Source organism: Bradyrhizobium sp. AUGA SZCCT0431 (assembly GCF_018131065.1).
Lineage (GTDB): Bacteria > Pseudomonadota > Alphaproteobacteria > Rhizobiales > Xanthobacteraceae > Bradyrhizobium.
In genome coordinates, this window is record NZ_JAFCLR010000026.1 from 1 (window position 1) to 24,776 (window position 24,776).

General features: G+C 61.8%; 21 protein-coding genes. 10 read left to right on the top strand and 11 right to left on the bottom strand.

Annotation, left to right across the window (positions count from 1 at the left end; genetic code table 11):
* The first annotated feature begins 422 nt into the window (after positions 1-422).
* From JQ567_RS23775 to JQ567_RS23790, 4 genes are all read left to right on the top strand, one after another.
* Entirely contained in the window at positions 423-1,649 is a 1,227-nt protein-coding gene (locus JQ567_RS23775; protein WP_212441054.1) for an aminotransferase class I/II-fold pyridoxal phosphate-dependent enzyme, read from the top strand.
* Between the two features lie 12 nt (positions 1,650-1,661).
* Positions 1,662-4,115, top strand: a complete 2,454-nt coding sequence (locus JQ567_RS23780; protein ID WP_212441055.1) for a DNA translocase FtsK — start codon at positions 1,662-1,664, stop codon at positions 4,113-4,115.
* Positions 4,116-4,256: 141 nt separating this feature from the next.
* Positions 4,257-5,096 (top strand): outer membrane lipoprotein carrier protein LolA, encoded by an 840-nt coding sequence (locus JQ567_RS23785; RefSeq protein WP_212441056.1) that lies wholly within the window; start codon positions 4,257-4,259, stop codon positions 5,094-5,096.
* Between the two features lie 65 nt (positions 5,097-5,161).
* Entirely contained in the window at positions 5,162-5,977 is an 816-nt protein-coding gene (locus tag JQ567_RS23790; protein ID WP_212441057.1) for an exodeoxyribonuclease III, read from the top strand.
* Between the two features lie 6 nt (positions 5,978-5,983).
* Here JQ567_RS23790 and JQ567_RS23795 read toward each other — a convergent pair whose 3' ends face one another.
* Positions 5,984-6,424 carry a Crp/Fnr family transcriptional regulator gene (locus JQ567_RS23795; protein WP_212441058.1) on the bottom strand — a complete coding sequence of 147 codons (441 nt, stop codon included), beginning with the start codon at positions 6,422-6,424 and terminating at the stop codon, positions 5,984-5,986.
* Positions 6,425-6,472: 48 nt separating this feature from the next.
* Positions 6,473-7,159, bottom strand: coding sequence for a response regulator transcription factor (locus tag JQ567_RS23800; RefSeq protein WP_044539278.1), 687 nt, complete (start codon positions 7,157-7,159; stop codon positions 6,473-6,475).
* A 260-nt stretch (positions 7,160-7,419) separates the two neighbouring features.
* Here JQ567_RS23800 and JQ567_RS23805 point away from each other — a divergent pair, with 260 nt between their 5' ends.
* Both JQ567_RS23805 and JQ567_RS23810 read left to right on the top strand, forming a co-directional pair.
* Positions 7,420-7,989, top strand: coding sequence for a L,D-transpeptidase (locus JQ567_RS23805; protein WP_212441059.1), 570 nt, complete (start codon positions 7,420-7,422; stop codon positions 7,987-7,989).
* A gap of 24 nt (positions 7,990-8,013) precedes the next feature.
* Entirely contained in the window at positions 8,014-8,799 is a 786-nt protein-coding gene (locus tag JQ567_RS23810) for a 2-keto-4-pentenoate hydratase (RefSeq protein WP_212441060.1), read from the top strand.
* 138 nt (positions 8,800-8,937) lie between these two features.
* Here JQ567_RS23810 and JQ567_RS23815 read toward each other — a convergent pair whose 3' ends face one another.
* A complete protein-coding gene (locus tag JQ567_RS23815; RefSeq protein WP_212441139.1) occupies positions 8,938-9,627 on the bottom strand; it encodes a YggS family pyridoxal phosphate-dependent enzyme in 690 nt (229 codons plus the stop codon).
* Between the two features lie 106 nt (positions 9,628-9,733).
* Here JQ567_RS23815 and JQ567_RS23820 point away from each other — a divergent pair, with 106 nt between their 5' ends.
* Positions 9,734-11,425, top strand: a complete 1,692-nt coding sequence (locus JQ567_RS23820; protein WP_212441061.1) for a diguanylate cyclase domain-containing protein — start codon at positions 9,734-9,736, stop codon at positions 11,423-11,425.
* Between the two features lie 174 nt (positions 11,426-11,599).
* On the opposite strand, the gene JQ567_RS23825 is transcribed toward JQ567_RS23820, so the two are convergent.
* From JQ567_RS23825 to JQ567_RS38280, 4 genes are all read right to left on the bottom strand, one after another.
* Positions 11,600-12,589, bottom strand: a complete 990-nt coding sequence (locus JQ567_RS23825; protein ID WP_212441140.1) for a GGDEF domain-containing protein — start codon at positions 12,587-12,589, stop codon at positions 11,600-11,602.
* Between the two features lie 287 nt (positions 12,590-12,876).
* Complete coding sequence (locus JQ567_RS23830; RefSeq protein WP_212441062.1) at positions 12,877-13,290, bottom strand: hypothetical protein; 414 nt, start codon at positions 13,288-13,290, stop codon at positions 12,877-12,879.
* Positions 13,287-13,670: a hypothetical protein gene (locus JQ567_RS23835; protein WP_212441063.1), complete on the bottom strand. Its 384-nt coding sequence runs from the start codon at positions 13,668-13,670 to the stop codon at positions 13,287-13,289. Before JQ567_RS23835 ends, JQ567_RS23830 begins: the two co-directional genes overlap by 4 nt.
* A gap of 9 nt (positions 13,671-13,679) precedes the next feature.
* Entirely contained in the window at positions 13,680-15,053 is a 1,374-nt protein-coding gene (locus JQ567_RS38280) for a hypothetical protein (protein WP_249165665.1), read from the bottom strand.
* 686 nt (positions 15,054-15,739) lie between these two features.
* Here JQ567_RS38280 and leuS point away from each other — a divergent pair.
* From leuS to holA, 3 genes are read left to right on the top strand one after another with little or no spacing between them, the layout of a single operon-like run.
* A complete protein-coding gene (gene leuS, locus JQ567_RS23845; protein WP_212441142.1) occupies positions 15,740-18,409 on the top strand; it encodes a leucine--tRNA ligase in 2,670 nt (889 codons plus the stop codon).
* Positions 18,396-18,947: an LPS assembly lipoprotein LptE gene (gene lptE, locus JQ567_RS23850; protein ID WP_212441064.1), complete on the top strand. Its 552-nt coding sequence runs from the start codon at positions 18,396-18,398 to the stop codon at positions 18,945-18,947. Before leuS ends, lptE begins: the two co-directional genes overlap by 14 nt.
* A gap of 8 nt (positions 18,948-18,955) precedes the next feature.
* Positions 18,956-19,984: a DNA polymerase III subunit delta gene (gene holA, locus JQ567_RS23855; RefSeq protein WP_212441065.1), complete on the top strand. Its 1,029-nt coding sequence runs from the start codon at positions 18,956-18,958 to the stop codon at positions 19,982-19,984.
* 162 nt (positions 19,985-20,146) lie between these two features.
* On the opposite strand, the gene JQ567_RS23860 is transcribed toward holA, so the two are convergent.
* The 4 genes from JQ567_RS23860 to mnmG form a co-directional block, all read right to left on the bottom strand.
* Positions 20,147-21,028 carry a ParB/RepB/Spo0J family partition protein gene (locus JQ567_RS23860; RefSeq protein ID WP_212441066.1) on the bottom strand — a complete coding sequence of 294 codons (882 nt, stop codon included), beginning with the start codon at positions 21,026-21,028 and terminating at the stop codon, positions 20,147-20,149.
* 150 nt (positions 21,029-21,178) lie between these two features.
* Positions 21,179-22,021: a ParA family protein gene (locus JQ567_RS23865; protein WP_212441143.1), complete on the bottom strand. Its 843-nt coding sequence runs from the start codon at positions 22,019-22,021 to the stop codon at positions 21,179-21,181.
* Positions 22,021-22,689 carry a 16S rRNA (guanine(527)-N(7))-methyltransferase RsmG gene (gene rsmG / locus JQ567_RS23870; RefSeq protein ID WP_212441067.1) on the bottom strand — a complete coding sequence of 223 codons (669 nt, stop codon included), beginning with the start codon at positions 22,687-22,689 and terminating at the stop codon, positions 22,021-22,023. The genes JQ567_RS23865 and rsmG overlap by 1 nt, the downstream gene beginning before the upstream one ends.
* Positions 22,690-22,882: 193 nt before the next feature.
* Positions 22,883-24,766: a tRNA uridine-5-carboxymethylaminomethyl(34) synthesis enzyme MnmG gene (mnmG, locus tag JQ567_RS23875; protein ID WP_212441068.1), complete on the bottom strand. Its 1,884-nt coding sequence runs from the start codon at positions 24,764-24,766 to the stop codon at positions 22,883-22,885.
* Between the last annotated feature and the right edge of the window lie 10 nt (positions 24,767-24,776).

Sequence of the window (24,776 nt, forward strand, 5' to 3'; positions counted from 1 at the left end):
CTCGTGTGCATTTTGTTTTGTGCAAACCGCACACGGGACCGCGGGTGCAGCGCGCACCCGGTCTTCCCTGCGCCCTCATTTTCGAGGGCAAGGAGATTTCTGGCAAAGCTCGGGCGCAATGCGTCGCGAGATCGCGGCCACATATTCAGTGTCATGCCCGGCCTTGACCGGGCGACCCAGTATTCCAGAGGCGCCAATGATAAAACCGAGAGGCCGCGGCGTACTGGATCCCCGCATCCGCGGGGATGACAGTCGAATGCGGGGCCGCGCCTTCGCCCTGACCGCCCCCAAAATCACTCAAAATCGACGCTGGCGCCGATGGTTAATCGCGTCTTAACCTCGCCGTATCTATGGTGGTTTGATCCGCTTCCGGTCGCTCCGTCCGTCCCCCGACCGCAATTGAAAGTGCTGGCGTTTTAGACATGGCAATGACCGCCTCTTCCGGCGTGGCGCAGGGCGCCGGCAGTGTCCCCGCTGCCGGTCAGGCCGAGCGTTCGCCGTTTCTGCGGACCGCTGAGCTCCTGGCTCCCTATCAACCCGGTAAGCCGTTGATTGCGTTATCGTTAGGCGAACCGCAGCATCCTGTCCCGACCTTTGTCGGGCCGGTGCTGGCCAAGCACATCGCCGATTTCGGCCGCTACCCGATCGCCAAGGGCATCGAGCCGTTCCGCCGGGCGGTCGCGAACTGGCTCTCGGCCCGGTTCCAACTGCCCCGGGCAATGGATCCCGAGAGCGAAATTCTGGTCCTGAACGGCAGCCGCGAAGGGCTGTTCTTCGCCGCGATCATGGCGGCGCGCTATGTCGGCCCGCGCAAGGGCAGGCCGGCGATCCTGATGCCGAACCCGTTCTATCCGGCCTATGGCGCCGGCGCGCGCGCCGCCAATTGCGAACCGATCTATCTGCCGACCACGCTCGCCAACGGCTTCCTGCCGGATCTCGATGCGCTCGACGAGGCGACGCTGGCGCGCACCGTCGCGATGTACATCGCCTCGCCGGCCAATCCGCAAGGGTCCGTCGCCTCGCGCGACTACTTCACCCGTCTGACGCAACTCGCCGATCGCTACGGCTTCATGATCCTGAGCGACGAGTGCTATTCGGAAATCTACACCAAACAGGCGCCGGGCAGCGTGCTCGAATGCGCAGGATCCGATTTCAGCAACGTCGTGGCGTTTCAATCGCTGTCGAAGCGCTCGAACCTGCCGGGCATGCGCGTCGGCTTCGCGGCCGGCGACAAGAAATTTCTCAGCGTCTTTCACGAACTGCGCAATGTCGCCGCCCCGCAGGTGCCGGTGCCGCTGCAGCAGGTCGCGGTCGCCGCCTATAGCGACGAGGCGCATGTCGAGGAAAATCGCCGGCTCTATCGCATCAAGTTCGATCTCGCCGATCAGATCCTCGGCAATCGCTACGGCTATACCAGGCCCGCCGGCGGCTTTTGCGTCTGGCTCGATGTGTCGGACCGTGGCGGCGACGAGGCTGCAACGGTGCAGCTCTATCGCGATGCCGGCGTGCGCGTGATCCCCGGAACCTATCTGTCGCGTCCGCAAAACGACGGCAGCAATCCCGGCGCCGGCTATATCCGCCTGGCGCTGGTATCGGACAGTGAATCAACGGCCGAGGCGTTGCACCGCCTGGTCGAAACCTTGGCTTAATCGCAGGGCCCCATGAGCATGCCAGCGATCGAACGTGTCATTCCTCTGGTCGGCCATCTGCCGGCCTCGATCCGCGACGCGCTGGCGCGGCGCCTGCGGGAGGTCGCAGGCCTGTGCCTGATCGCGATCTCCGGCGTCGCCGCCGCCGCGCTGATGACGTGGTCGGTGCAGGATCCAAGTTTGAGCCACGCAACCTCGCGTGCGATCCGCAACGTTCTCGGATATCCCGGCGCGATCGGCGCCGATCTGTTGATGCAGATTCTCGGCCTTGGCGCGATCATGCTGATCCTGCCCGTCGCGGTGTGGGGCTGGCGCATGCTGACCCATCGCACCTTCGACCGCGAAGCGTTGCGCCTTGCCTGCTGGATCCTCTGCACCATCATTGCGGCAGGCTTTGCCAGCTGCTGGCCGCATGGCGGCGCATGGCCGTTGCCGACCGGGCTAGGCGGCGTCGTCGGCGATGCGCTGGTGCGCGCGCCGGCCGTAATCTTCGGGCCCGCCGGCTTCATCTACCGGCTGGTGCTGGGCATCATCCTGTTCGCGGCGATGTGCGCCACCTTCCTGTTTGCGAGTGGCTGGGGTTCGCGTCCGCGCGACGACGAAGAGCTGACACCGATCGAGGACGATGACGCGCCGTTCGAGGAAGAAGAGCGCGATCGCAGCTCGGTCTCGCTCGGCTGGGTCTATCATGCCCTGATGAGCGCCAAGGCCCGGCTTGGCTGGCTGATGTCCACGGCCTACCGTTCGCTGGTCGCAAGCGCGCCGCAGCCCCGCACCGCCTCGTTCGAGCGGCAGGAGCCCAGTCTCGGTGGCCGCCCGGCGCCATCGATTGCCCCGCAGGCCGAGGAAGATTACGGCCACGAGGAAGAGGAAGAAGACGAGGAAGAGGAAGCCCCCGTCGCCCGCGCCCCGCGCAAGAAGGCGGCGCCAAAGGCATCGCCGCGGAAATCCGACAAGTTCGAACTGCCCGCGGTCTCGATGCTCACGGCACCAAAAGCATCCGATCGCCAGCCACTCAGCAAGAGCGAACTGGAAGCCAATTCGCGCGCGCTGGAAGGCGTGCTCGGCGACTTCGGCGTCCGCGGCGAGATCGTCAAGGCCAATCCCGGCCCTGTCGTAACGCTGTACGAACTCGAGCCCGCGCCCGGCATCAAATCCTCGCGCGTCATCGGCCTCGCCGACGACATCGCCCGCTCGATGAGCGCGCTATCGGCGCGCGTCGCCGTGGTTGCCGGCCGCAACGCCATCGGCATCGAATTGCCGAACGCGCACCGCGAAAAGGTCTATTTGCGCGAGCTGCTGTCGCTGAAGGACGAGTCGCACGCCAAACTGCCGCTCTGCCTTGGCAAGAATATCGGCGGCGAATCCATCATCATCGACCTGGCGCGCACGCCGCATATGCTGATCGCCGGCACCACCGGCTCCGGCAAATCGGTCGCCATCAACACCATGATCCTCAGCCTGGTCTACCGGCTGCGGCCCGATCAGTGCCGGCTGATCATGGTCGATCCCAAGATGCTCGAACTCTCCGTCTATGACGGCATCCCGCATCTGCTGACGCCCGTCGTGACCGACCCGAAGAAAGCCGTGGTCGCGCTGAAATGGGCGGTGCGCGAGATGGAAGAGCGCTACAAGAAGATGTCCAAGCTCGGCGTCCGCAACATCGACGGCTACAACCAGCGTCTCGTCGAAGCCAAGGGCAAGGGCGAGGACCTGACGCGCACCGTGCACACCGGCTTCGACAAGGAAACCGGCAAGGCGATCTACGAGGACGAAAAGCTCGACCTCGAACCGCTGCCCTACATCGTCATCATCGTCGACGAAATGGCCGACCTGATGATGGTGGCCGGCAAGGACATCGAAGGCGCGGTGCAGCGGCTGGCGCAGATGGCGCGCGCCGCGGGCCTGCACGTGATCCTCGCCACGCAGCGTCCGTCGGTCGACGTCATCACCGGCACCATCAAGGCGAACTTCCCGACCCGCATCGCGTTTCAGGTCACGTCGAAAATCGACAGCCGCACCATTCTCGGCGAAATGGGCGCCGAGCAACTGCTCGGCCAGGGCGACATGCTCTATATGGCCGGCGGCGGCCGCATCAGCCGCGTGCACGGCCCGTTCGCCTCCGACGAGGAAGTCGAAAAGGTGGTGCGCCATCTCAAGACGCAGGGCCAGCCTGAATATCTCGAAGCCGTTACGGCGGAAGAACCTGCCGAGGGCGAGGACGGCGCCGTGTTCGATTCCACCGGGATGGGCGGCGACGGCGGCGGCGACCTGTTCCAGCAGGCCGTGGCGATCGTCAAGCGCGACCGCAAGGCCTCGACCTCCTACATTCAACGCCGGCTGCAAATCGGCTACAACCGCGCGGCGTCATTGATGGAGCGGATGGAACTCGAAGGCATCGTCGGCCAGGCCAACCACGCCGGCAAACGCGAAATTCTGGTCGAGGAAGAAGAGAGCGGTTTCTAGAGCGATTTCAAGCGAGTGGGCCCACCAACGAACTGAATTTGGCGTAATAATTCTCACGGAAAAACGATATCTCCTTTGGTCGAAAGCGCGATAAACCACCGGCAGTGGGACGATCCGTTGAATAGAGATTCGAAATATCTGATGACACACTACTTTACCCATCGCGGCGTCCGTTCCGGACTGGCGCTTGTGATCGCCATGTCCGTTGCCGGCGCAGCGACATCAGGCTTTTCGCAGAACGTTCCGGTTCCAAAGCCCGCACCCAAGGCCCGCGACGGCGGCGTGCAGATGAGCGCGCAGGATTCGCAAAAAGGTCCGGCGACGACAGGTGCGACCCAGGCGCCGCCAAAGACAGGGACGACCCAGGCGCCGCCGAACCCGGTGATTCCCGATCCAAATCGCAATGTGCCCGCCAATATTTTCGCGACCTTCGATGCCAACCAGAAGGCGCAGGCCGCCAAGGTGAGTTCGTATCTGTCGTCGCTGCAGACGCTGGTCGGAAATTTCGTCCAGGTCGGGCCGGACGGCAGCAAGACCAAGGGCGACTTCGTGATCCAGAAGCCGGGCAAGGTGCGCTTCGAATATGACGCGCCGAGCCAGATCGCGATCGTCGCCGACGGATCCTCGCTCGCCGTGCGCGACAAGAAGCTCGCGACCCAGGACATCTATCCGTTGTCGCAGACGCCGCTCCGGTTCCTGCTGTCGGACCGTATCGATCTGTTGAAGGATACCAACGTCGTCAGCGTCACCGCCGATGACGTCTTTATCAGTGTCACCATCGAGGAGAAGCAGGCGCTGATCGGCACCAGCCGGTTGATGCTGATGGTCGGCACCAAGGACGGCCAGCTCAAGCAATGGACCGTGACCGACCCGCAGGGTTACGACACCACGGTCGCGGTCTATAATCTGGATACGTCGAAGAAAGTCGATCCCGGCCTGTTCAAGATCGATTTCACCAATTATTCGGTGCCACCAGGCTGAACATTCTTGATTAGGGGCGAAGGACGTGCGTCATCAACCGCACGTCTTTTTCATTTCGGGCCCGCATGCGTTTTTCCCTGACAACGTGGAATATCAACTCGGTGCGCCTGCGCATCGACATCGTCGCCAAATTCCTCAAATCGGTACGGCCTGATGTCCTCTGCCTGCAGGAGACCAAATGCATCGACGATGCCTTCCCGCTGAAGCGCTTCAAGCGCCTCGGCTATGAGCATGTCGCGCTGAACGGGCAGAAGGGCTATCACGGCGTCGCCATCGTCTCGAAACTGCCGTTCGAGACCAAGGATATCCGCACCTTCTGCGACAACATCGATTCGCGGCACATCTCGGTGGCGTTCGGCGAAAAAGCCCAGCTCGCAAAGCCGCTGGTGCTGCATAATTTCTACGTCCCGGCCGGCGGCGACATCCCCGATCCCGCGCTCAATCCGAAGTTCGATCACAAGCTGAAATTTCTCGACGAGATGAAAGCCTGCGAACCGCTGCATCCGCGCGGCGACGACCGGCATATCCTGGTCGGCGACCTCAACGTGGCGCCGCATGAGAACGACGTGTGGTCGCACAAGCAGCTGTTGAAGGTGGTCTCGCACACCCCGATCGAATGCGAAAAGCTGCTGGCGGCGCAGGCCCATGGCGAATGGTTCGACGTCGCGCGCGAGCGCATCCCGATGTCGGAGAAGGTCTACACGTGGTGGAGCTACCGCGCCGCCGACTGGACCGTCGGCGACCGCGGCCGCAGGCTCGACCACATCTGGGTTTCGCGGGCGCTGAAGGATGGCGTCAGCGATTTCCGCATCACCCGCGACGCCCGCGGCTGGGAGCGGCCGTCGGATCACGTGCCGGTTACGGTGACGCTGGAGGTGTGATTGCGATCAGGTGCTGAGTTTGGCGCCGGCCATCAGAATATCGCTGGCAAGCTGGCTGGTGCGGGTGGCGAGTTCGTCGCGCAGCGCCCGCGCCGCCGCAGGGTCGCTCTCGAGCACGCGCTGAAACAGGCTGCGCGACACCCGGATCACGGTGGAATTTTCGATCGCGATCGCGCTCGACGGCCGCTTCATCGCCACGATCAGCGCCAGCTCACCGATCAGGGCGCCGGCGCCTGCGATGATTTCAGCGCCGCCATCCTCGACCCGGAACGCGCCGCGCTGCACGATATAGCCGGCGTCCGCCTCGTCGCCGGCGTTGAACAATTGGTCGCCGCGGCCGAACTCGCGCTGCTCCGAGCCGATCGCCAGCATGCGCAGCGCCGTCGTTCCCAACAGGCGCAGTGTCGGGACGCGCTCGAGCAGAGCTACATCATCTTCGATCGACATACGGAACCGGTGATGCCCAAAGAGGTACGATTCGTGGGCCGAATCGTATCACGGCACCAGCTTGTAGCCACCGGCTTCCGTCACCAGGATCTCCGGATTGGCGGCATCTTTCTCGATCTTCTGCCGCAGCCGGTAGATGTGGGTTTCCAGGGTGTGGGTGGTGACACCAGAATTATAGCCCCAGACTTCCTGCAGCAGCGTCTCGCGCGACACCGGCATCTGGCCGGCCCGGTACAGGAAGCGCAGGATCGCGGTTTCCTTCTCGGTCAGCCGCACCTTCCGGGCGTTGGCGCCGGTCAGCATCTTGGAGCCGGGCCGGAAGCTGTAGGGGCCGACCGAGAACACCGCGTCCTCGCTGGCCTCGTGCTGGCGCAGTTGCGCCCGGATCCGGGCCAGCAGCACGGCGAACCGGAACGGCTTGGCGACGTAGTCATTGGCGCCGGATTCGAGGCCGAGAATGGTATCCGAATCGGTGTCGTGGCCGGTCAGCATGATGATCGGCGCCTTGAAGCCCCCCTTGCGCAGGGAGCGGACCACTTCGCGGCCGTCGGTATCGGGCAGGCCGACATCCATCAGCACCAGATCGGGGGAATTGGCCTTGGCGGCGCTGGCGCCCTTGGCGCCGGTATCGACCGCGGAGGCTTCGAACTCCTCATGCAGTGATAATTGCTCGACCAGCGTGTCGCGCAGATCGGTATCGTCATCCACGATCAGGATCTTGCGGGCATTGGCCATAGGTACGATCCTCTAGAGGCAGGCGGCGGACACAAGTGGGAGCGTCTCAAGCCGGTCTTGGTCGGTTGGTCGATGACGAAACTGGTTCGCGGGCGAACCTCGGCCATCGGGTACGGAATCAGGTAGGAGATTGTTACAATTTCACAAGGCGAACCGCAGTGTATCCCATATTCGGGGGGCTGTTGGATGAATGTCCTGTAATGGGCGTCAAATAGAGCAATTGCGGCCGGGGAGGCAACCCCAGGATCTGGACGTTTGGCATGGGAAGCACCAATTTTTCAATCACTTATGAGACAGAAGCGCGTGATCGGCCGCTCTCGGCGATCAGGGTTCACCGCGCCGCCGGCGACCCGCGCCGGGGCTGGCTGACGGCGGACGGCTGGACCGTCCCGGTGGCACTTGGTCGCGGCGGCATCCTCGCCAACAAGCGCGAAGGCGACGGCGGCACCCCGCGGGGCACCTACCGGCCACTGCAATTATGGTGGCGCGCCGACCGCCACTCGCGCCCGCCAACCTTTCTGCCGGTCCGGCCAATCCGGCCCGAGGACGGCTGGTGCGAAGACCCGAAGGACCGTCACTACAACCAGCCGATACGGCTGATGCGTGACCAGACCGGCGACCGCCTCACACGCGACGATCACCTCTACGACTTCATCGTCGAGATCGATCACAACAGCGCGCCGCGTATTGCCGGCCGCGGCAGCGCGGTGTTCCTGCATCTGGCACGCACGAATTTTTCCGCCACAGCAGGCTGCGTTTCGATGACAAAATCTGCGATGCTGCGGTTGCTGCGGCGGATGGGGCCGCAAACCAAAATTATTATTGGATGAACTTCATTTCAGGATGCGGGGATTATGCAGGACAGACATCAGATTGCGTCGGCATCGCAGACGTTGCACGACCATTGGCGCGCCGGCACCAAGCTTGACGTGCTCGACAACTGGCTGCGGCCACAGGACCGCATCGAGGCGTATGCGATCCAGGCCGCGATCGAAAGATTTTCGACGACCCATCTGTTCGGCTGGAAGATCGCAGCAACCAGCGAGGCCGGGCAGAAACACATCAATGTCGGCGGTCCGATGGCCGGGCGCATTCTGGCCGAGACCGTGATCCCTGACGGCGGCACGGCTTCGATGGCCGGCAACGAAATGCGCGTTGCCGAGCCGGAATTCGCGTTTCGCATGCGCACGGATCTACCGTCGCGATCGACGCCCTACACGGTGAGCCAGGTGCTCGATGCCGTCGACACGCTGCATCCGGCGATCGAGATTCCGGATTCGCGCTTTTCGGATTTCGTCAGCGCCGGCGACGCCCAGATCATCGCCGACAACGCCTGCGCGCATCTGTTCGTGCTCGGCCCGGCCACGACGGCGGACTGGCGCGCGCGCGATCTGGTCGAGGAGAGACCTGTCACCACGCTACGCGGCCAGCAATTCGTCGGTCATGGCAAGAACGTGCTCGGCGATCCCCGGCTGGCGCTGACCTGGCTCGCCAACGAATTGCGCCAGCTCGGCGTAACACTGAAGGCGGGCCGGGTCGTCACCACAGGCACCTGCCATCCGCCGCTGCCGATCCAGGCTGGCGATTTCTGTGCGGTTGATTTTGGAGTGCTGGGGAAAGTGTCGGTGGGGTTCGAGTAGGCGGCTTCACACTCGGTGTCGTCCGGCGAAGGCCGGGACCCATAACCACCAACGCTGGTTGTCGAAAGAGGGCGTCTACCTAACTGCTCAACCGAGAAGCCGCGGCGTATGGGTCCCGGCCTTCGCCGGGACGACTAGTCAGCGATGCCCGAAAATCGCGGAGCCGACGCGGATATGCGTGGCGCCGAACTGGATCGCGATCGCAAAATCGGCGCTCATGCCCATCGACAGATTCTTCAAGCCGTTGCGCGCGGCGATCTTTGCGGTCAACGCGAAATGCGGTGCCGGTGCCTGGTCGACCGGTGGAATGCACATCAATCCGGAAATCAGCAGGCCATATTTCTCCCGGCAGCCCGTGATGAACGCATCGGCCTCGCCAGGCGCGACGCCGGCCTTCTGCGGCTCCTCGCCAGTGTTGAGCTGAACGAACAATTCCGGCTGCTTTTTTTGGGAATTGATTTCCTTGGCTAACGCTTCGCAAATGCTCGGGCGGTCGACAGAATGAATGGCATCGAACAGCGCCACGGCCTCTTTCGCCTTGTTGGATTGCAGCGGCCCGATCAGATGCAGCGCCAGCCCCTGGTAAGCGGACATTAACCCAGGCCATTTCGCCTTGGCTTCCTGCACGCGATTCTCGCCGAATACGCGCTGTCCGGCGTCGATAATGGGCGAAATCGCCGACGCGTCGAACGTTTTGGACACCGCGATCAATTGTACCGTCGCACGATCACGGCGCGCTTCCTTGCAAGCGCGCGCGATGTCCTGCTCCACGGTAACAAGACCGCCAGGTAAAGGTTCTGTTAGCGAGCTGGTCGTCGGAGGTGTCATGTCGATTGTGGCTCGTACCTTTACAGGATTTCCTTGGATTTTACCAAGTTCGGGAAGGGCTTTTTGAATCCTTCGCTTTACCCTGCCACGCGGGGTGGGGAACAGCATGTTTGCCGTTATTTTCAACCGCAACAGAGTGAAACTCAAGAAGCTTCTGGGGATCCGGACGCGGCTGGTGCTGCTGGCGTTGATCCTGGTGGCGCCCTTGATGCTGGAACGCGTCCGTTCGCTCGAACATACCCGCTCCAAGCAAATCGCCCTTGCTACCGAAGAATTCCTCAACATCGCCCAGCACAGCGCCGATACCCAGCGCGAAGTCGTCTCCTCCGTCGAGACGATGCTGAAATCGGCGGCCTATATCCGCGCCTCCAGCGGCATCGGGCGCAGTTGCGAAATCCTGCGCGCCAGCCTGCCGAGCAACCTGCCTTGGATCCGCAGCATCATGATCGCGTCCAAGGACGGCCTCGTGCAGTGCTCGACCTTGAACATTCAGGTCGGACTGCAGATCGGCGACCGTGAATATTTCAAGAAGGCGCAGGCAAGCCGCGACTTCGTTTTCAGCGACTATCTGTTCGGCAGGACGAACGGCCGGCCGATGATGATGGCGGCCTATCCGGTGGCTGCCATCAATCCAGAGGAAGACGCCGTCGTCGTTGCCGGCATCAATATCGACTGGCTGTCGAAGATCATGACCAATCTCGGCGGGCGACCGGGAATTTCGTCGTTGCTGGTCGACAGCGCCGGCGTCGTCCTCGCCGCGCCCACCGATCAGACCAGCATGATCGGCCGGCCGCTGGATTCGGTGCCGCTGATGTCCGCGGTCGCGGAGAAGGCCCTGAGCTCCGACGCACCGACCGGCTCGCTTTCGTTCACCGCATCCGACGGCTCGAATCGCACGATCAGTTTCTCGCGCATTTCCGGAACACAATCCCGCCTGATCGTCAGCATCGACGAAACCAGGGTGACGGCCGCGATCAATCGCGAGATCCGCACCGCCTATCTCCAGTTGGGACTGGTCTGCCTGTTCGTGCTGCTGGGCGCGCTGATCGGCGCCGAAAAGCTGATCATGAACCCGATCGAGGTGATGACCGGCATGGCCAAGCGATTCGGCAAGGGCGACTCGTCGGCGCGCGTCGCGCGCAACAAGCTGCCATCGGAATTCATGCCGCTGGCGCGCGCCTTCAACGCGATGGCCGCCCAGCTCAGCCAGCGCGAGCGCGAGCTCGTCGCCACCAACGACCGCCTCACCGTGATCGCATCGATCGACATGCTGTCGGGCCTTGCCAACCGCCGCGGCTTTCAGAGCCGTTTGGATTTCGAGTGGATGAAGGCGCAGCAATACAACAGCCAATTGTCGCTGATGATGATCGATGTCGATCACTTCAAGCTCTATAACGACACCTATGGCCACCCCGAGGGCGACGCCTGCCTGACCAGGCTCGGCGAAACGCTGGCCGGTATCGCCGCCGACACCATGGGCTTTGCCGGCCGCTATGGCGGCGAGGAATTCTGCCTGCTGTTGCCGAACACCGATTCGCTCAAGGCACTGGCGATCGGCGAGATGGTGCGCACCGCGGTTCTGGGCCTGAAAATACCGCACCACACCAGCAGCCATCACACCGTCACCGTGAGCATCGGTGTGGCCGGCACGCTGCCGAACGACACGCAGCGCCCGGGCGAGCTGATCGAAGCGGCCGATGCCGCGCTCTACGCCGCCAAACACCGCGGCCGCAACACCGTGGTCGAGCATGGATTTGCAAAGATGGTGGATCAGGCAGGGATGGCGCTGGCGGGTTAACAATCGCGTGTCGCGGATGGAGCGCAGCGCCTGTTCCGCGGTACACCCCAGGGTCCAGATTCAAAATCGTGAAAACAACCCCATGCAAAGTAAGAATGGGCCGGCTTGCGGCACGTTTGCGGGTTGTGTCCGGGCACGATAAGGCGGGTCCGTCGTCACGGCCCAACCGAATCTCTAGCCTGTTGCCTGCTGCTCGGGCACCAGTTCAGCCTCGGTGACGACCCGGTTGCGGCCGGTCTTCTTGGCCTGATAGAGCGCGCGGTCGCAGCGCTCGATCAGGTCGGCCATCGATTCGCCGCCTTGGAATTGTGCCACCCCGATGGAGATGGTGATACCGGGCAGCGCTTCTCCGGTCGAACGGCGGGAGATGTGGCATTCGGCAACCAGGCGCCGGATGCGTTCCGCAATCGTGGCAGCCGTCGTCAGGCCAGCGTTCGGCAGGATGACGATCAGCTCCTCGCCGCCATATCGCGCCGGCAGATCGATGTCCCGCACGGCCTCGCGCAACACCTTCGCCATCAGGCGCAGCACCTGGTCGCCGACCCCGTGGCCGAACTCGTCGTTGAAGCGCTTGAAGTGATCGATATCGATCAGAAGCGCACTCACTGGATCGTCCTGTTCCATCGCCGCGAGCTGAGCCTTGCGGAAAAACTCCTCCAGCGCCCGGCGGTTTGGCAGGCCGGTCAGCGTGTCAGTCTTGGCGCGCTCCTCGGACTTGACCAGGGAATCGCGGATCGTCGCCAGTTCGCGTGACTTCTCGACAAAGCTGACTTCGAGCTTGGTGGCGCGCGTCGTCGCCTTGGCGAGTTCGCTCATCAGGCTCTCGATCAGCAGCTTGGGATCGACGCCGGCCTCGGTGCGCTCGGTGACATCGTTGATGGCAGCCATTTGCGTGCGGTTGTCGGCGATCGCCGTGGTCAGAAATTGCTTGGCCGACGCCATCACCGAATGCAATTGCTGGGAGACTTCATAGGCCACCGCCTCGTCGGTGGCTTTCGATCCGATATAGCTCTCATGGATTTCGCGATTGGTCTGGGCGTCGAACTTGCGCTTGTTGCCGATCAGGATATCGATCGCACGCTTGAGCACCGGCGGCGTGCCGAGCGTATAATTGAACCAGACATGGAAATTGTTCGGCGTCGGCGGCACGCGATGGTCAGCCATTGAGCGCATGGCCGTTTCAGCGACCGACGTCGCGTACTCGAAATCGAGCTCGTCGAATCCCGCGGTCACGGCTTTGATGGCTTCCTACCGGTGAATGGGTGCTCTTTTCATAGGCAGGTTCCCATGAATTCGTTAAATGCCCCTCAATCGGGGCTCGCCTCTGTTTACATAAGGCTCTAACGATCACACAAAATCGCTCTAATGCATTGATTTAACATCAGAATCGCCAGACGAACTAGACCGGCCACCGACGGCACAGTTTCACATTCTTCCGAACGTAACCCGGGCTATTCGCTCTCGTCATCCTCGCTATCGTCCGCAGTTTCTTCCAGCTCAGCTACGAGTTCGGTGGTGATCCAGGTCGAGTAGCCAAGCGCGGAAACATATCGATGATGGCGCTCAAAGAACTTCTTCAGCGCTGTATTGAACTGCACCATGACAAGCAAAGCGTCGCTGACTTGCGGCAACTCATCATCGTCCAGTTCTTCAAGATATTTGCCTTCGGGCTCGTCTTTGAGAAAAGTAAGAAGGTCCTTTAGAACGCGATTTACGATCTTGACCTTGCCAGAGCTCATCGTTGCATCTGGCTTCTTCTTCGATAGCTCTCTGACCTCTTCTAAAAGAGCTTCAAAAATCTCGTTGCCCGCCGCGTAGATATCTACGTGCGCCGCATTGGTAATGTTCTCAAACTGATCGTTCATTTCCGTCCAAGTTTTGAGGGGGGTCCGCTCCGAATCGCGCTCGGACTTCCTCCGAGAGCATATACCCAGTGCCCGCCGTACCAAGTCACGTTGTCCGACCTAAAACGTTCCGCTTCCTCAATATATTGACCGAGCACCATCGCAACGTCACTTGTCGATGGCACGTCATCGGAATCAAACTGTTCGAAATCTTCAAACGGACGGTATGCTTTTCCTAATACCGCGTTGCCCGACAAAATGACCTTGTTAATAAGCTTCAACTTAAAAGCATTCACCGCGTCGCTTGGAGACTTCTTAGCGAGAGTCGTTATTTCTGCATGCAACCCCTGCAGCTGTCCGATCAGTTTTTCGAGATTCTCAACCTCAGATTTGTCTCTCATAGCCCCTCCTCACGGGCAGGCTCGCCTAAACTCTACATACCGTTTTGCAACAACCTCCATTGGGTTGCGCTGCTTGCTCTCGAAGACTTCAACCATCTGAGTGATATCATCATCCGTTAGCGCGACGATCGATTTTCGTTGGCCTGACCACAGATCGATTGTCCTCTGAAACTCAGCTCTCTTCAAAGGGTTTCGAGTGACCAGAACTCCAAACCTCCCTAACTCATCTGCCAAATATCGATTTATCTGGTCGATATGCTCCCTCTCCACATGCTTTACGTTCTTTAATTCGAAAGTTATTTGACGCGAACCGTAGTCATCTAGCATCTCCTTCAGAAACTCGGTCTTCCTGGTATTGTAGAAAATTAAATCTCTTATGCTTACCCCGCTTTCGGTCCTTGCTTGAGCTTGGGCAAAATCAAGATCGGGATAAAATAACGAAGGCAACAGCTGCCCGATTGTATCTTCGTACACCTTGTCCGCGTTGTTCTCTTTTCCTGTCGGCAGTTTGCGAATCTGATTGAGCTTTCGCCGCGCAGAAATGACTGGGATTTGCGAGAATAGAGGGTCATTGCGGGCATCTTCGAATGTCCGCTCCTTTGCTTCAATGTAAGCATCGACAACCCCATAGTGGTCGCGATTGTAATTGAGCACCTCGACACGCGTTAGCTCTTCTGGCTTGTGCGATATCTCATCCTGAGGGCAATAATTCTGGAAGTAATCTTCGTAGTTGAGCCACGGTACGAACCGAAGCCACCTTTTCGGCACGAAGATAAGGGGCTTACCATCGAGGGGGTTCACCGGGAGAGTGATGCCAGTCAGCGTATCAAACTTATTCTTGCGATAGTCGTAGACGTTCTCCACGTTCGAGGGTTGGATAGGAATTCCGAGTGCCTTGCACTGCTGAATGGTAAAATCGATCAGGAACGACTTTAAGAAGCTGCAACTGATGTCGCTGATGCGATCCTTGGAAATTCCGTCGATGAAAAACTGAATTTCCTCGAAATGCCGAAAACCTTGCTGCGCATAGCGGGGGATCCGCTTAAAAAGCGAAACGATTTCCTGCGCCTTGGCGGGGCCGATCCGCTTTCCATGTCGGCGAGCTGAGGAACCCAACCCCACCTCGTCGCATTCGGAGGCCGCCATGAGGGTTGTCACGGCCTGTTGCTCATCCCCCTTGGCTACCAGTTGTCCTAGGTGATTGAACGCGTTGACCAGGCTGGTATGTAGCGCTTGGTCTTGCTGGGACGGCGATCTCCATAGCAGGAAGGGGTCGACGTAGAGGGGAATATCCTCGTCGAGGAAGGGGATTGCAAAATCAAGCTCGGCTTGGGACCGCAGAATGCCGAAGTGGTCCGTGAGTCGCGGTCTTATTAGGGCCATTTCTACCTTTACCTCTTCCGGCGGCTGCAGCTAATTGTCGACCAACCCGTTGACCGCGCAGCCGCTTTTATGGCCTAGTCCGCCGTCCATTTGGCCGGCCCGGCGCCCACAAAAAACTCAGCGATTCCATGGCTAACAAACCAGCACCATTTAAGGAAAATGTCCTGTTCAGAGGGGTACCCGAGCTCGCGCGATTCAACGCGTGCGTAGGGGATAATGGTGGGCCAAAAGATCTGTACGACTACGCGCATGGGTACTTCGAGGCTACTCGACTTCTGCTGCAGGAGGCCCAAAAGCCCGACGTCGTCATCGACGATATCGTTTATCCAATTTGCTTGAATTTCCGCCACGCAATCGAGCTGTACATCAAATATCTCATTTCCAGCTTAGCAAAAATCCTCGCATCGAGTGAAACCTTCGAGACAGACCACTCGCTGCACAAGAACTGGGAGACCGCCGAAAGTCTCCTCAATCGTTCACCGATAAGGGTCGGCGACGACGACATCGCTTACATCACCGAAACTGTTACCGCCATAATGGAGGTGGACCCATCGGGCCAAATTTTCCGGTATCCATACAACATCAAGGACATCCAACACCTCAAGGAATGGAGCTTAATCAATCTCGTTGTCGTTGAAGAGCGCTACCAACGATTCTTTAAGATTGCCCATGCGTTGCAAGGAAGAATTTACAACACTCCCTCAGCGAAGGACCCGCAAGTCTCCTCCGCACAAAGATCCGAACGCTATAACGCCCGTGACTCCGAACCGCGCTGGCAACGCCAGTGGGACCAGAAGGCGATCTTCGCCTCCAAAAACGACGATTCCCGGCCGAAATATTACGTCCTCGAGATGTTCCCCTACCCGTCCGGGCGCATCCATATCGGACATGTCCGCAACTATACGCTGGGCGACGTGCTGGCGCGGTTCATGCGCGCCAAGGGGTTCAACGTGCTGCACCCGATGGGTTGGGACGCGTTCGGGCTGCCGGCCGAGAACGCCGCGATCGAGCGCAAGGTCGCGCCCAAGGCCTGGACCTACGACAACATCGCCGCGATGAAGAAGCAGCTGCAGTCGATCGGACTGTCGCTCGACTGGAGCCGGGAATTCGCGACCTGCGACCCCAGCTATTACAAGCATCAGCAGAAGATGTTTCTCGACATGCTGCGCGCCGGTCTCGCCGAGCGCGAGAAGCGCAAGCTCAACTGGGACCCGGTCGACATGACCGTGCTCGCCAACGAGCAGGTGATCGACGGCCGCGGCTGGCGTTCCGGCGCCGTGGTCGAACAGCGCGAGATGAGCCAGTGGGTCTTCAAGATCACGAAATACTCGCAGGAACTGCTGGACGCCCTGGATGGGCTGGATCGCTGGCCCGACAAGGTGCGACTGATGCAGCGCAACTGGATCGGCCGCTCCGAGGGCCTCCTGGTGCGCTTCGCGCTGGATCCGGCAACGACGCCGGCCGGCGAGTCTGAGCTGAAGATTTTCACGACGCGGCCCGACACGCTGTTCGGCGCCAAGTTCATGGCGATCGCGGCCGACCATCCGCTGGCGATCGCGGCGGCGGCGAAGAATCCCAAGCTCGCGGAGTTCGTCGCCGAGGTCAAACGCATCGGCACCGCCCAGGAAATCATCGACACCGCCGAAAAGCAGGGTTTCGACACCGGCATCCGCGCCGTGCATCCGTTCGACCCGAACTGGAAGCTGCCGGTCTACGTCGCCAACTTCGTGCTGATGGAATACGGCACCGGCGCCATCTTCGGCTGCCCCGGGCACGATCAGCGCGACCTCGATTTCGTCAATAAATATGCGCTCGGCGTCACGCCCGTCGTGTGTCCGGAAGGCCAGGATCCGAAGACGTTCGTGATCACGGACACCGCCTATGACGGTGATGGCCGCATGATCAATTCGCGCTTCCTCGATGGCATGACCATCGAGCAGGCCAAGGAAGAGGTCGCAAAGCGGCTGGAGAGTGAACTGCGCGGCAACATGCCGGTCGGCGAGCGGCAGGTGAACTTCCGCCTGCGCGACTGGGGCATTTCGCGCCAGCGCTATTGGGGTTGTCCGATCCCGGTGATCCACTGCCCGAAATGCGACGTGGTGCCGGTGCCGGACAGCGACCTGCCGGTGGTGCTGCCGGAGGATGTGACCTTCGACAAGCCCGGCAACGCGCTCGACCATCATCCGACCTGGAAGCACGTCGCCTGCCCGAAATGCGGCGCCAAGGCGCAGCGCGAAACCGACACCATGGACACCTTCGTGGATTCGTCCTGGTACTTCGCGCGCTTCACCGATCCCTGGAACGAGAACGCGCCGACCACGCCAACCGTCGTGAACCGGATGTTGCCGGTCGACCAGTATATCGGGGGTGTCGAGCACGCGATCCTGCATCTGCTGTACAGCCGCTTCTTCACCCGCGCGATGAAGGCGACCGGCCACATCGGCATGGACGAGCCGTTCGCCGGCATGTTCACGCAGGGCATGGTGGTGCACGAGACTTACCAGAAGGCCGACGGCTCTTACGTCACGCCCGCTGAGGTGAAGGTTGAGACCGGCGGCAATGGCAAGCGCGCGCTTCTGCTGACCACGGGTGAAGAGATCGCCATCGGCGCGATCGAGAAGATGTCGAAGTCGAAGAAGAACACCGTCGACCCCGACGATATCATCGCGACCTACGGCGCCGACGTCGCGCGCTGGTTCATGCTGTCGGACTCACCGCCCGATCGCGACGTGATCTGGAGCGACGAACGCGTGCAGGGCGCCTCGCGCTTCGTGCAGCGGCTGTGGCGGCTGGTCAACGAATCGGCCGAAATCGCCAAAGCGGCCCCGGCGGCCCGGCCGGCCTCGTTCGGCGACCATGCGCTGGGCTTGCGCAAGGCGGCCCATGGCGCGCTGGACAAGGTGTCGAACGGCATCGAGCGGCTGCATTTCAACGTCTGCCTCGCCCATATCCGCGAATTCACCAATGCGCTGGCCGAGGTGCTGGGGCGCGAGGGGCAGCCGGCGCCGGACCTGGCCTGGTCGGTCCGGGAGGCCGCGGTTATCCTTGTTCAACTGTTCGCGCCCATGATGCCCCATCTGGCCGAGGAGTGCTGGACGGTATTGGGGCAATCCGGGCTGATTTCGGAAGCCAATTGGCCCCAAATCGAACGCGATTTACTGGTTGAAGACACGGTGACGCTGGTGGTTCAGGTCAACGGCAAAAAACGGGGTGATGTAACCGTGCCACGGGGCGCCCAAAATCCGGAAATTGAGGCTGCCGTTCTGGCCCTCGATGCGGTAAAACTGGCCTTGGGCGGCAAGGCTGTCCGCAAGGTGATCGTTGTTCCCATGAGGATCGTGAATGTCGTTGGCTAGGACCCGGATCGCCGCTCGGCTGCTGGCGGTTGTCGCTCTGGCGGCGCTGACGGCCGGCTGTTTTCAGCCGATGTATGCCGAACGCGCCGACGGCTCGCCCGGCCTGCGCGAAAAGCTGATGGGCGTGGAAATCCCGCCCGTCGACAAGAACAACGCCTCCCGCGAGGCCCGCATCCAGGTCGAAATCCGCAACGCGCTGGCGTTCAAGCTTTACGGCAATGCGACCGGCATGCCACCGACTCATCGGCTGGTGCTGCGGTTCTCCACCAGCCGCTCGTCGCTGATGCTCGATCCGACCACCGCGCTGCCGTCGAGCGAAAATTACGGTATCGACGCGCAGTACAATCTGATCGACCTGGCCACGAACAAATCTGTCATGACCGGCTCGACCTTCTCCCGCGTGTCCTATGACATCCCGGGCCAGATGCAGCGTTTCGCCCGTGCCCGCGCCTTCCGCGACGCCGAGGATCGCTCCGCCCAGGAGATCGCGGAAAACATCCAGACCCGGCTGGCGTCGTTCTTCGTCGCCGGCACCTGATTCCGCAATTGGTCGCGCTTCGCGGAAAAGAAATCGACGCCTTTCTCGCCCGGCCCGATTCCGGCCGTCCCATCATTCTGCTGTACGGCCCCGACGCCGGCTTGGTGCGTGAACGCGCCGACGCGCTGCTGGCGTCCGCGGTCGACGATCCCAATGATCCGTTCTCAATGGTGCGGCTGGACGGCGACGAGCTGTCGGCCGAGCCGTCGCGGCTGGTCGATGAAGCGATGACGGTGCCGCTGTTCGGCGGCCGCCGCGCTATCCGCGTGCGTGCCGGCTCACGCAGTTTTGCCGGCGGGATCGACACGCTGGCGGAGATGCCGCTCAAGGATTGCCGCATCGTGATCGAGGCCGGCGAGCTCAGGCCAGAATCGCCGCTGCGCAAGGCCTGCGAGCGCGCCAGGACCGCGGTCGCGATCGCCTGCTATCCCGACACCGAGCGCGACCTCGCCAAGCTGATCGATGACGAATTGCGGCCTTCCAACCTGCGCATCGCGCCCGACGCCCGCGCCGTGTTGACCGCACTGCTCGGCGGCGACCGGCAGGCCTCGCGCAACGAATTGCGCAAGCTCGCGCTCTACGCCCACGGCCAGGGCGAGGTGTCGATCGACGACGTGATGGCTGTGGTCGCTGACGCATCCGAGCTGAAGCTCGATCCGATCGTCGACGGCGCGTTTGCTGGAAAGCCCGATCTGGTCGAAAGTGAATTCGCCAAGGCGATGATCGCCGGCACCTATCCCGGTGTGATCATTTCGGCCGCGCAGCGCCAGGCCGCGTGGCTGCACAAATCGGCGCTTGCGGTGGCCGAGGGCACGCCGGTCTCGACCTTGCTGGAAAGCGGATATCCGCGGCTGCATTTTTCGCGCAAGGGCGCCGTCGAGGTCGCGCTGCGGAATTTCAGCGCCGCGCGGCTGGTCGCGATTATCGACCAGCTCGCGACCGCCGCATTCGACATGCGCAAACAGGCCACGCTGGCGGCTGCGATCGCGCAACGCACGCTGTTGTCGATCGCGGCGAACGCGAAGCGGCGGGGGTGAACATCCTTCGTCGTCCCGGCGAACGCCGGGACCCATACGCCGCGGCAGTCATTGTTGCAGAAGGTCTCTAACGCCAGCGCTCTTACCGACGGGCCGCGGCGTATGGGTCCCGGCTCGCGCTTCGCTTGGCCGGGACGACGAAAATAATATCGAGCGCTACGTTCACCCGCCCTTCGCCAGCCGCCGCATCACTTCGTCGAGTTGTTCGAGGGTGCGGTAGCTGATCTGGACGCTGCCGCCGGGATCGCGGTGGTTCACGGTCACGGCCAGACCCAGCGCGTCACTGACGCGTTTCTCCAACGCTATCGTATCGGGATCCTTGGTCTTGCCGCCGCTACGGGCCTTCTGCGGCTTGCGCTCCGGCACGCCTTCTTCATGCGCCAGCGCTTCGGCCTGACGGACGTTGAGGCCTTCGGCGACGATGCGCTTTGCGGAGGCAAGCGGATCGGGCACGCCGATCAGCGCGCGGGCGTGGCCGGCGGACAATTCGCCGTTGGCGATGAGGGCCTGCACTTCTGCCGGCAGCTTCGTCAGCCGCATCATGTTGGCGACATGGCTGCGGCTCTTGCCGACTTCCTTGGCGATCTCTTCCTGGCTGCGTTTGAATTCCTCCGCGAGCGCGTGATAACCCTGCGCCTCTTCCATCGCATTGAGGTCTTCGCGCTGCACGTTCTCGATGATCATGATCTCGAGCGCGTCGCTGTCGCTGACCTCGATCGGCACGATCGGCACTTCATGCAGCCCGGCCAGCTGCGAGGCGCGCCAGCGGCGTTCGCCCGCGATGATCTCGTAGCGATCGGCGACGCCCTTCACCGGACGCACCACGATCGGCTGGATCACGCCATGCTGCTTGACCGAAGCAGCGAGCTCACCGAGTTCGGCATCGGCAAACGTCCGGCGCGGGTTGCGCGGGTTTGCCTTTAGAAATTCGATCGGCACCTTGCGCTGATTGCGCGGGCGTTCGACATGCGCGGCCTCGCCGCCGACATCGCCGATCAGACTTGCAAGACCGCGGCCCAGTCGCGAACGCGCTTCGTCGGCCATCGCCAGCTCCCTTGGATTCACGCAGCATACTCCGGAATTAAAATTTGTGTTTCAGATCGTAGGGTGGGCAAAGCGAAGCGTGCCCACCAGAATGCTACGACGCGGGATGGTGGGCACGGCGAAGACGCCTTTGCCCACCCTACAATTCGTTCAATGCGTCCTGAGCTCACGCTCGCGCTGGATCACTTCGGTTGCGAGTTTCAGATACGCATCGCTGCCGACGCATTTGAGATCGTAAACCAGCACCGGCTTGCCGTAGGACGGCGCCTCTGAAATGCGCACGTTGCGCGGGATCATGGTGTTGTAGACCTTGGCGCCCATGAACTGTCGGACGTCGGCGACGACCTGGTTCGACAAATTGTTGCGCGAGTCGAACATGGTCAGCACGATGCCGTGGATCGACAGATTCGGATTCAACGTCGAGCGCACCTGCTCCACGGTCTGCAGCAATTGCGACAGACCTTCGAGCGCGAAGAACTCGCACTGCAGCGGCACCAGGATCGCGTCGGATGCCGCCATCGCATTGACGGTGAGAAGGTTGAGCGACGGCGGGCAGTCGATCAGCACATAGGTGTAATCGGAGTCGGGCGCCGCATTGTTGTTCAGCGCCGCGATGGCGTCGCGCAGCCGGAAGGCGCGGCCAGGCGTCGATCCCAGCTCCAATTCGAGACCCGACAAGTCCATGGTGGAAGCCGCGATATGCAGACGCGGCACGGCGGTCACAACGACAGCTTCGCGCAGCGGGGCTTCGCCGATCAGCACGTCGTAGGTTGAACAGTTGCGGTTGCGGCGATCGATGCCGAGGCCGGTGGAGGCGTTGCCCTGGGGATCGAGGTCGACGATCAACACGCGCTCGCCAATCGCAGCGAGTGCGGTGCCAAGATTGATCGCGGTGGTGGTCTTGCCGACGCCGCCCTTCTGGTTGGCGAGCGACAAAATACGCGGATGGCCGGCCGGTGCAGGCGCCCTATCCTCTTGATCTACCTCATCAATCACGTTCGTACCCCAGTGCCCATCGCGGTCGGATTGCGTCGCTCGATGCGGTCGAGTTCGACGATCCAGCCTTGTCCGCCCGTGCGGCTGGAGTGAAGTTGCGGCTTGATATTCCAATATTTAGTGGCTTCGGTCAATTCAGCCTCTACATCTTGGCCCTTTAGAAATAACGCTTTTGCGCCCATCCCTACCAGCGGTTCCGCGAAACCGATGAGCTGATGTAACGGAGCCAGCGCTCGCGCAGTGACGCAATCGACAGGGCCGGTGATTCTATCCACGATATCCCCGATGTCAGCGAGATGCACGGTCCCGGCCGCCGAGGTCACACGAATTGCTTCGCGCAGGAACGCGGCTTTCTTGGCGTTGCGTTCGACCAGTTGAATATTGGCCCCCGGTGTCTCGGCCAAAGCGCAGGCCAACACCACGCCGGGAAAGCCACCGCCGCTCCCGAGATCGACCCACCTGGTCGCGCTGGGGGCCAAGCTCAAGAGCTGCAGCGAGTCGGCGATATGGCGGGTCCAGAGATGTGGAAGTGTCGACGGCGCCACGAGGTTTGTTTTGGCCTGCCATTCCCGGAGCAAATCGACATAGCGATCCAGCCGCGCCTCGGTTTCACGTGAAACGGGGGTGAGGGCGAGGGCGGCGGCTTTGTCGGAAGGCGTGCGCATAAATTTCACTTGTTCGGCGACCTATCGATTCGGCTCGACGTCGCCGCTGCCAAAGTTGTCATTGCGAGCGAAGCGAAGCAATCCATAGCCCGGCATACGGGAAGGATGGATCGCTTCGTCGCTGCCCTCCTCGCAATGACGGAGGCGGCATCCGCGCCCTCGGACCCGACCGTCCCGTTTCACGTGAAACGTCTTAAGCCGTCGCCTTCGAAGTCTTTCGCCGGGCTTCACGTCGCAGATATGCCGCCAGGATACCGAGCGCGGCCGGCGTCAAACCATCCAGCCGCCCCGCCTGCCCCACGGTTCGCGGCCGTGCCGCCTCAAGCCTTGAGCGCGCTTCATTCGAGAGACCGGGCACATCGGAATAATCGATGTCGGCCAGAACCAGGCCCTCATCACGCCGGAAGGCGTCGACGTCAGCGGTCTGGCGCTTCAGATAGACGTCATATTTGGCGTCGATCTCGAGGTGGACGGCGATTGATGGGTCAATGGCTGATAGCTCGGGCCAGATGCCTTGCAGTGCGGACCATTCGACCTCCGGATAGGCCAATAGCTCAAACGCCGAGCGGCGATGGCCATCCCGGTTCAGCGCCAGGCCGTGTTTGCCGGCTTCGTTGGGAGTGATCGTCAAAGACTTCGCCATCAACTTCGCGGACTCGAGCGCCGCCATCTTGGCGCCGTGGCGCTGCGAACGCGCCTGCCCCACGCAGCCCAGTGCGATCCCCTTGTCGGTCAGCCGCTGGTCGGCATTGTCGGCTCGCAGGGTGAGACGATACTCCGCCCGCGATGTGAACATGCGATAGGGTTCTGATATCCCGCGGGTCACGAGATCATCGATCATCACGCCGAGATAGCCGTCGGCACGGTCGAAAACGATCGCATCGCCGCCGCTTGCGGACAGTGCCGCATTGAGCCCCGCAACAATTCCCTGTGCTGCGGCCTCTTCATAGCCGGTGGTGCCATTGATCTGCCCGGCCAGGAACAGTCCCGGCAGCCGCTTGGCCTGCAATGTCGGCTCCAGTTCCCGGGGATCGACATGGTCGTACTCGATCGCATAGCCCGGGCGGACCATCTTGACCTGTTCGAGACCAGGAATGGTCGAGAGGATCGCGAGCTGCACCTCCTCAGGTAGCGAGGTCGAGATGCCGTTAGGATAGACGGTCGAGTCTTCCAGGCCTTCCGGCTCCAGGAAGATCTGATGGCCGTCGCGGTCGCCAAAGCGGACGATCTTGTCTTCGATCGAGGGGCAATAGCGCGGACCGCTGCTCTTGATCTGACCGGAATACATCGGCGAGCGATGCACATTGGCCCGGATCACCTCATGGGTCGCCGGCGTGGTGCGGGTGATCCCACACTGGATCTGTGGGGTCGTAATGCGGTCGGTCATGACCGAGAACGGCTCCGGCGGATCGTCGCCGGGCTGCATTTCGACCGCAGACCAGTCGATGGTCGTGCCATCCAGCCGCGGCGGCGTACCAGTCTTGAGACGGCCAAGCTTAAAGCCGGCACGCTCGAAGGAAGCCGAAAGCCCCATCGCCGGAGCCTCGCCGACCCGCCCCGCAGGCCAGTTCTTTTCGCCGAGATGGATCAGACCACGGAGGAAGGTCCCGGTGGTGATGACGACGGCACCACAGCTAAGTTCGCGGCCATCGCCGAGACGAATGCCGGTGACACGCCCGCTCGAAACGATCAGCTCGTCCGCCTCGCCTTCGATCACGCTCAAATTGGCGGTCTCGGTGATCGCCGCCTGCATCGCGGCCGCATACAGTTTGCGGTCGGCCTGGGCCCGCGGACCGCGAACAGCGGGACCCTTGCGACGGTTCAGCATCCGGAACTGGATCCCGCCGGCATCAGCGACCCGGCCCATCAGACCATCGAGGGCATCGACTTCTCGGACCAGATGACCTTTGCCCAGACCACCGATGGCAGGATTGCAGGACATTGCGCCGACGGTCGCAAAGCTGTGGGTGACCAGCGCCGTCTTCGCGCCCATCCGGGCAGCAGCGCTTGCGGCCTCGCAGCCGGCGTGGCCGCCGCCGATGACGATAACGTCGAAGGAATCTGAGCGCGAAATCATGGCGGACTTC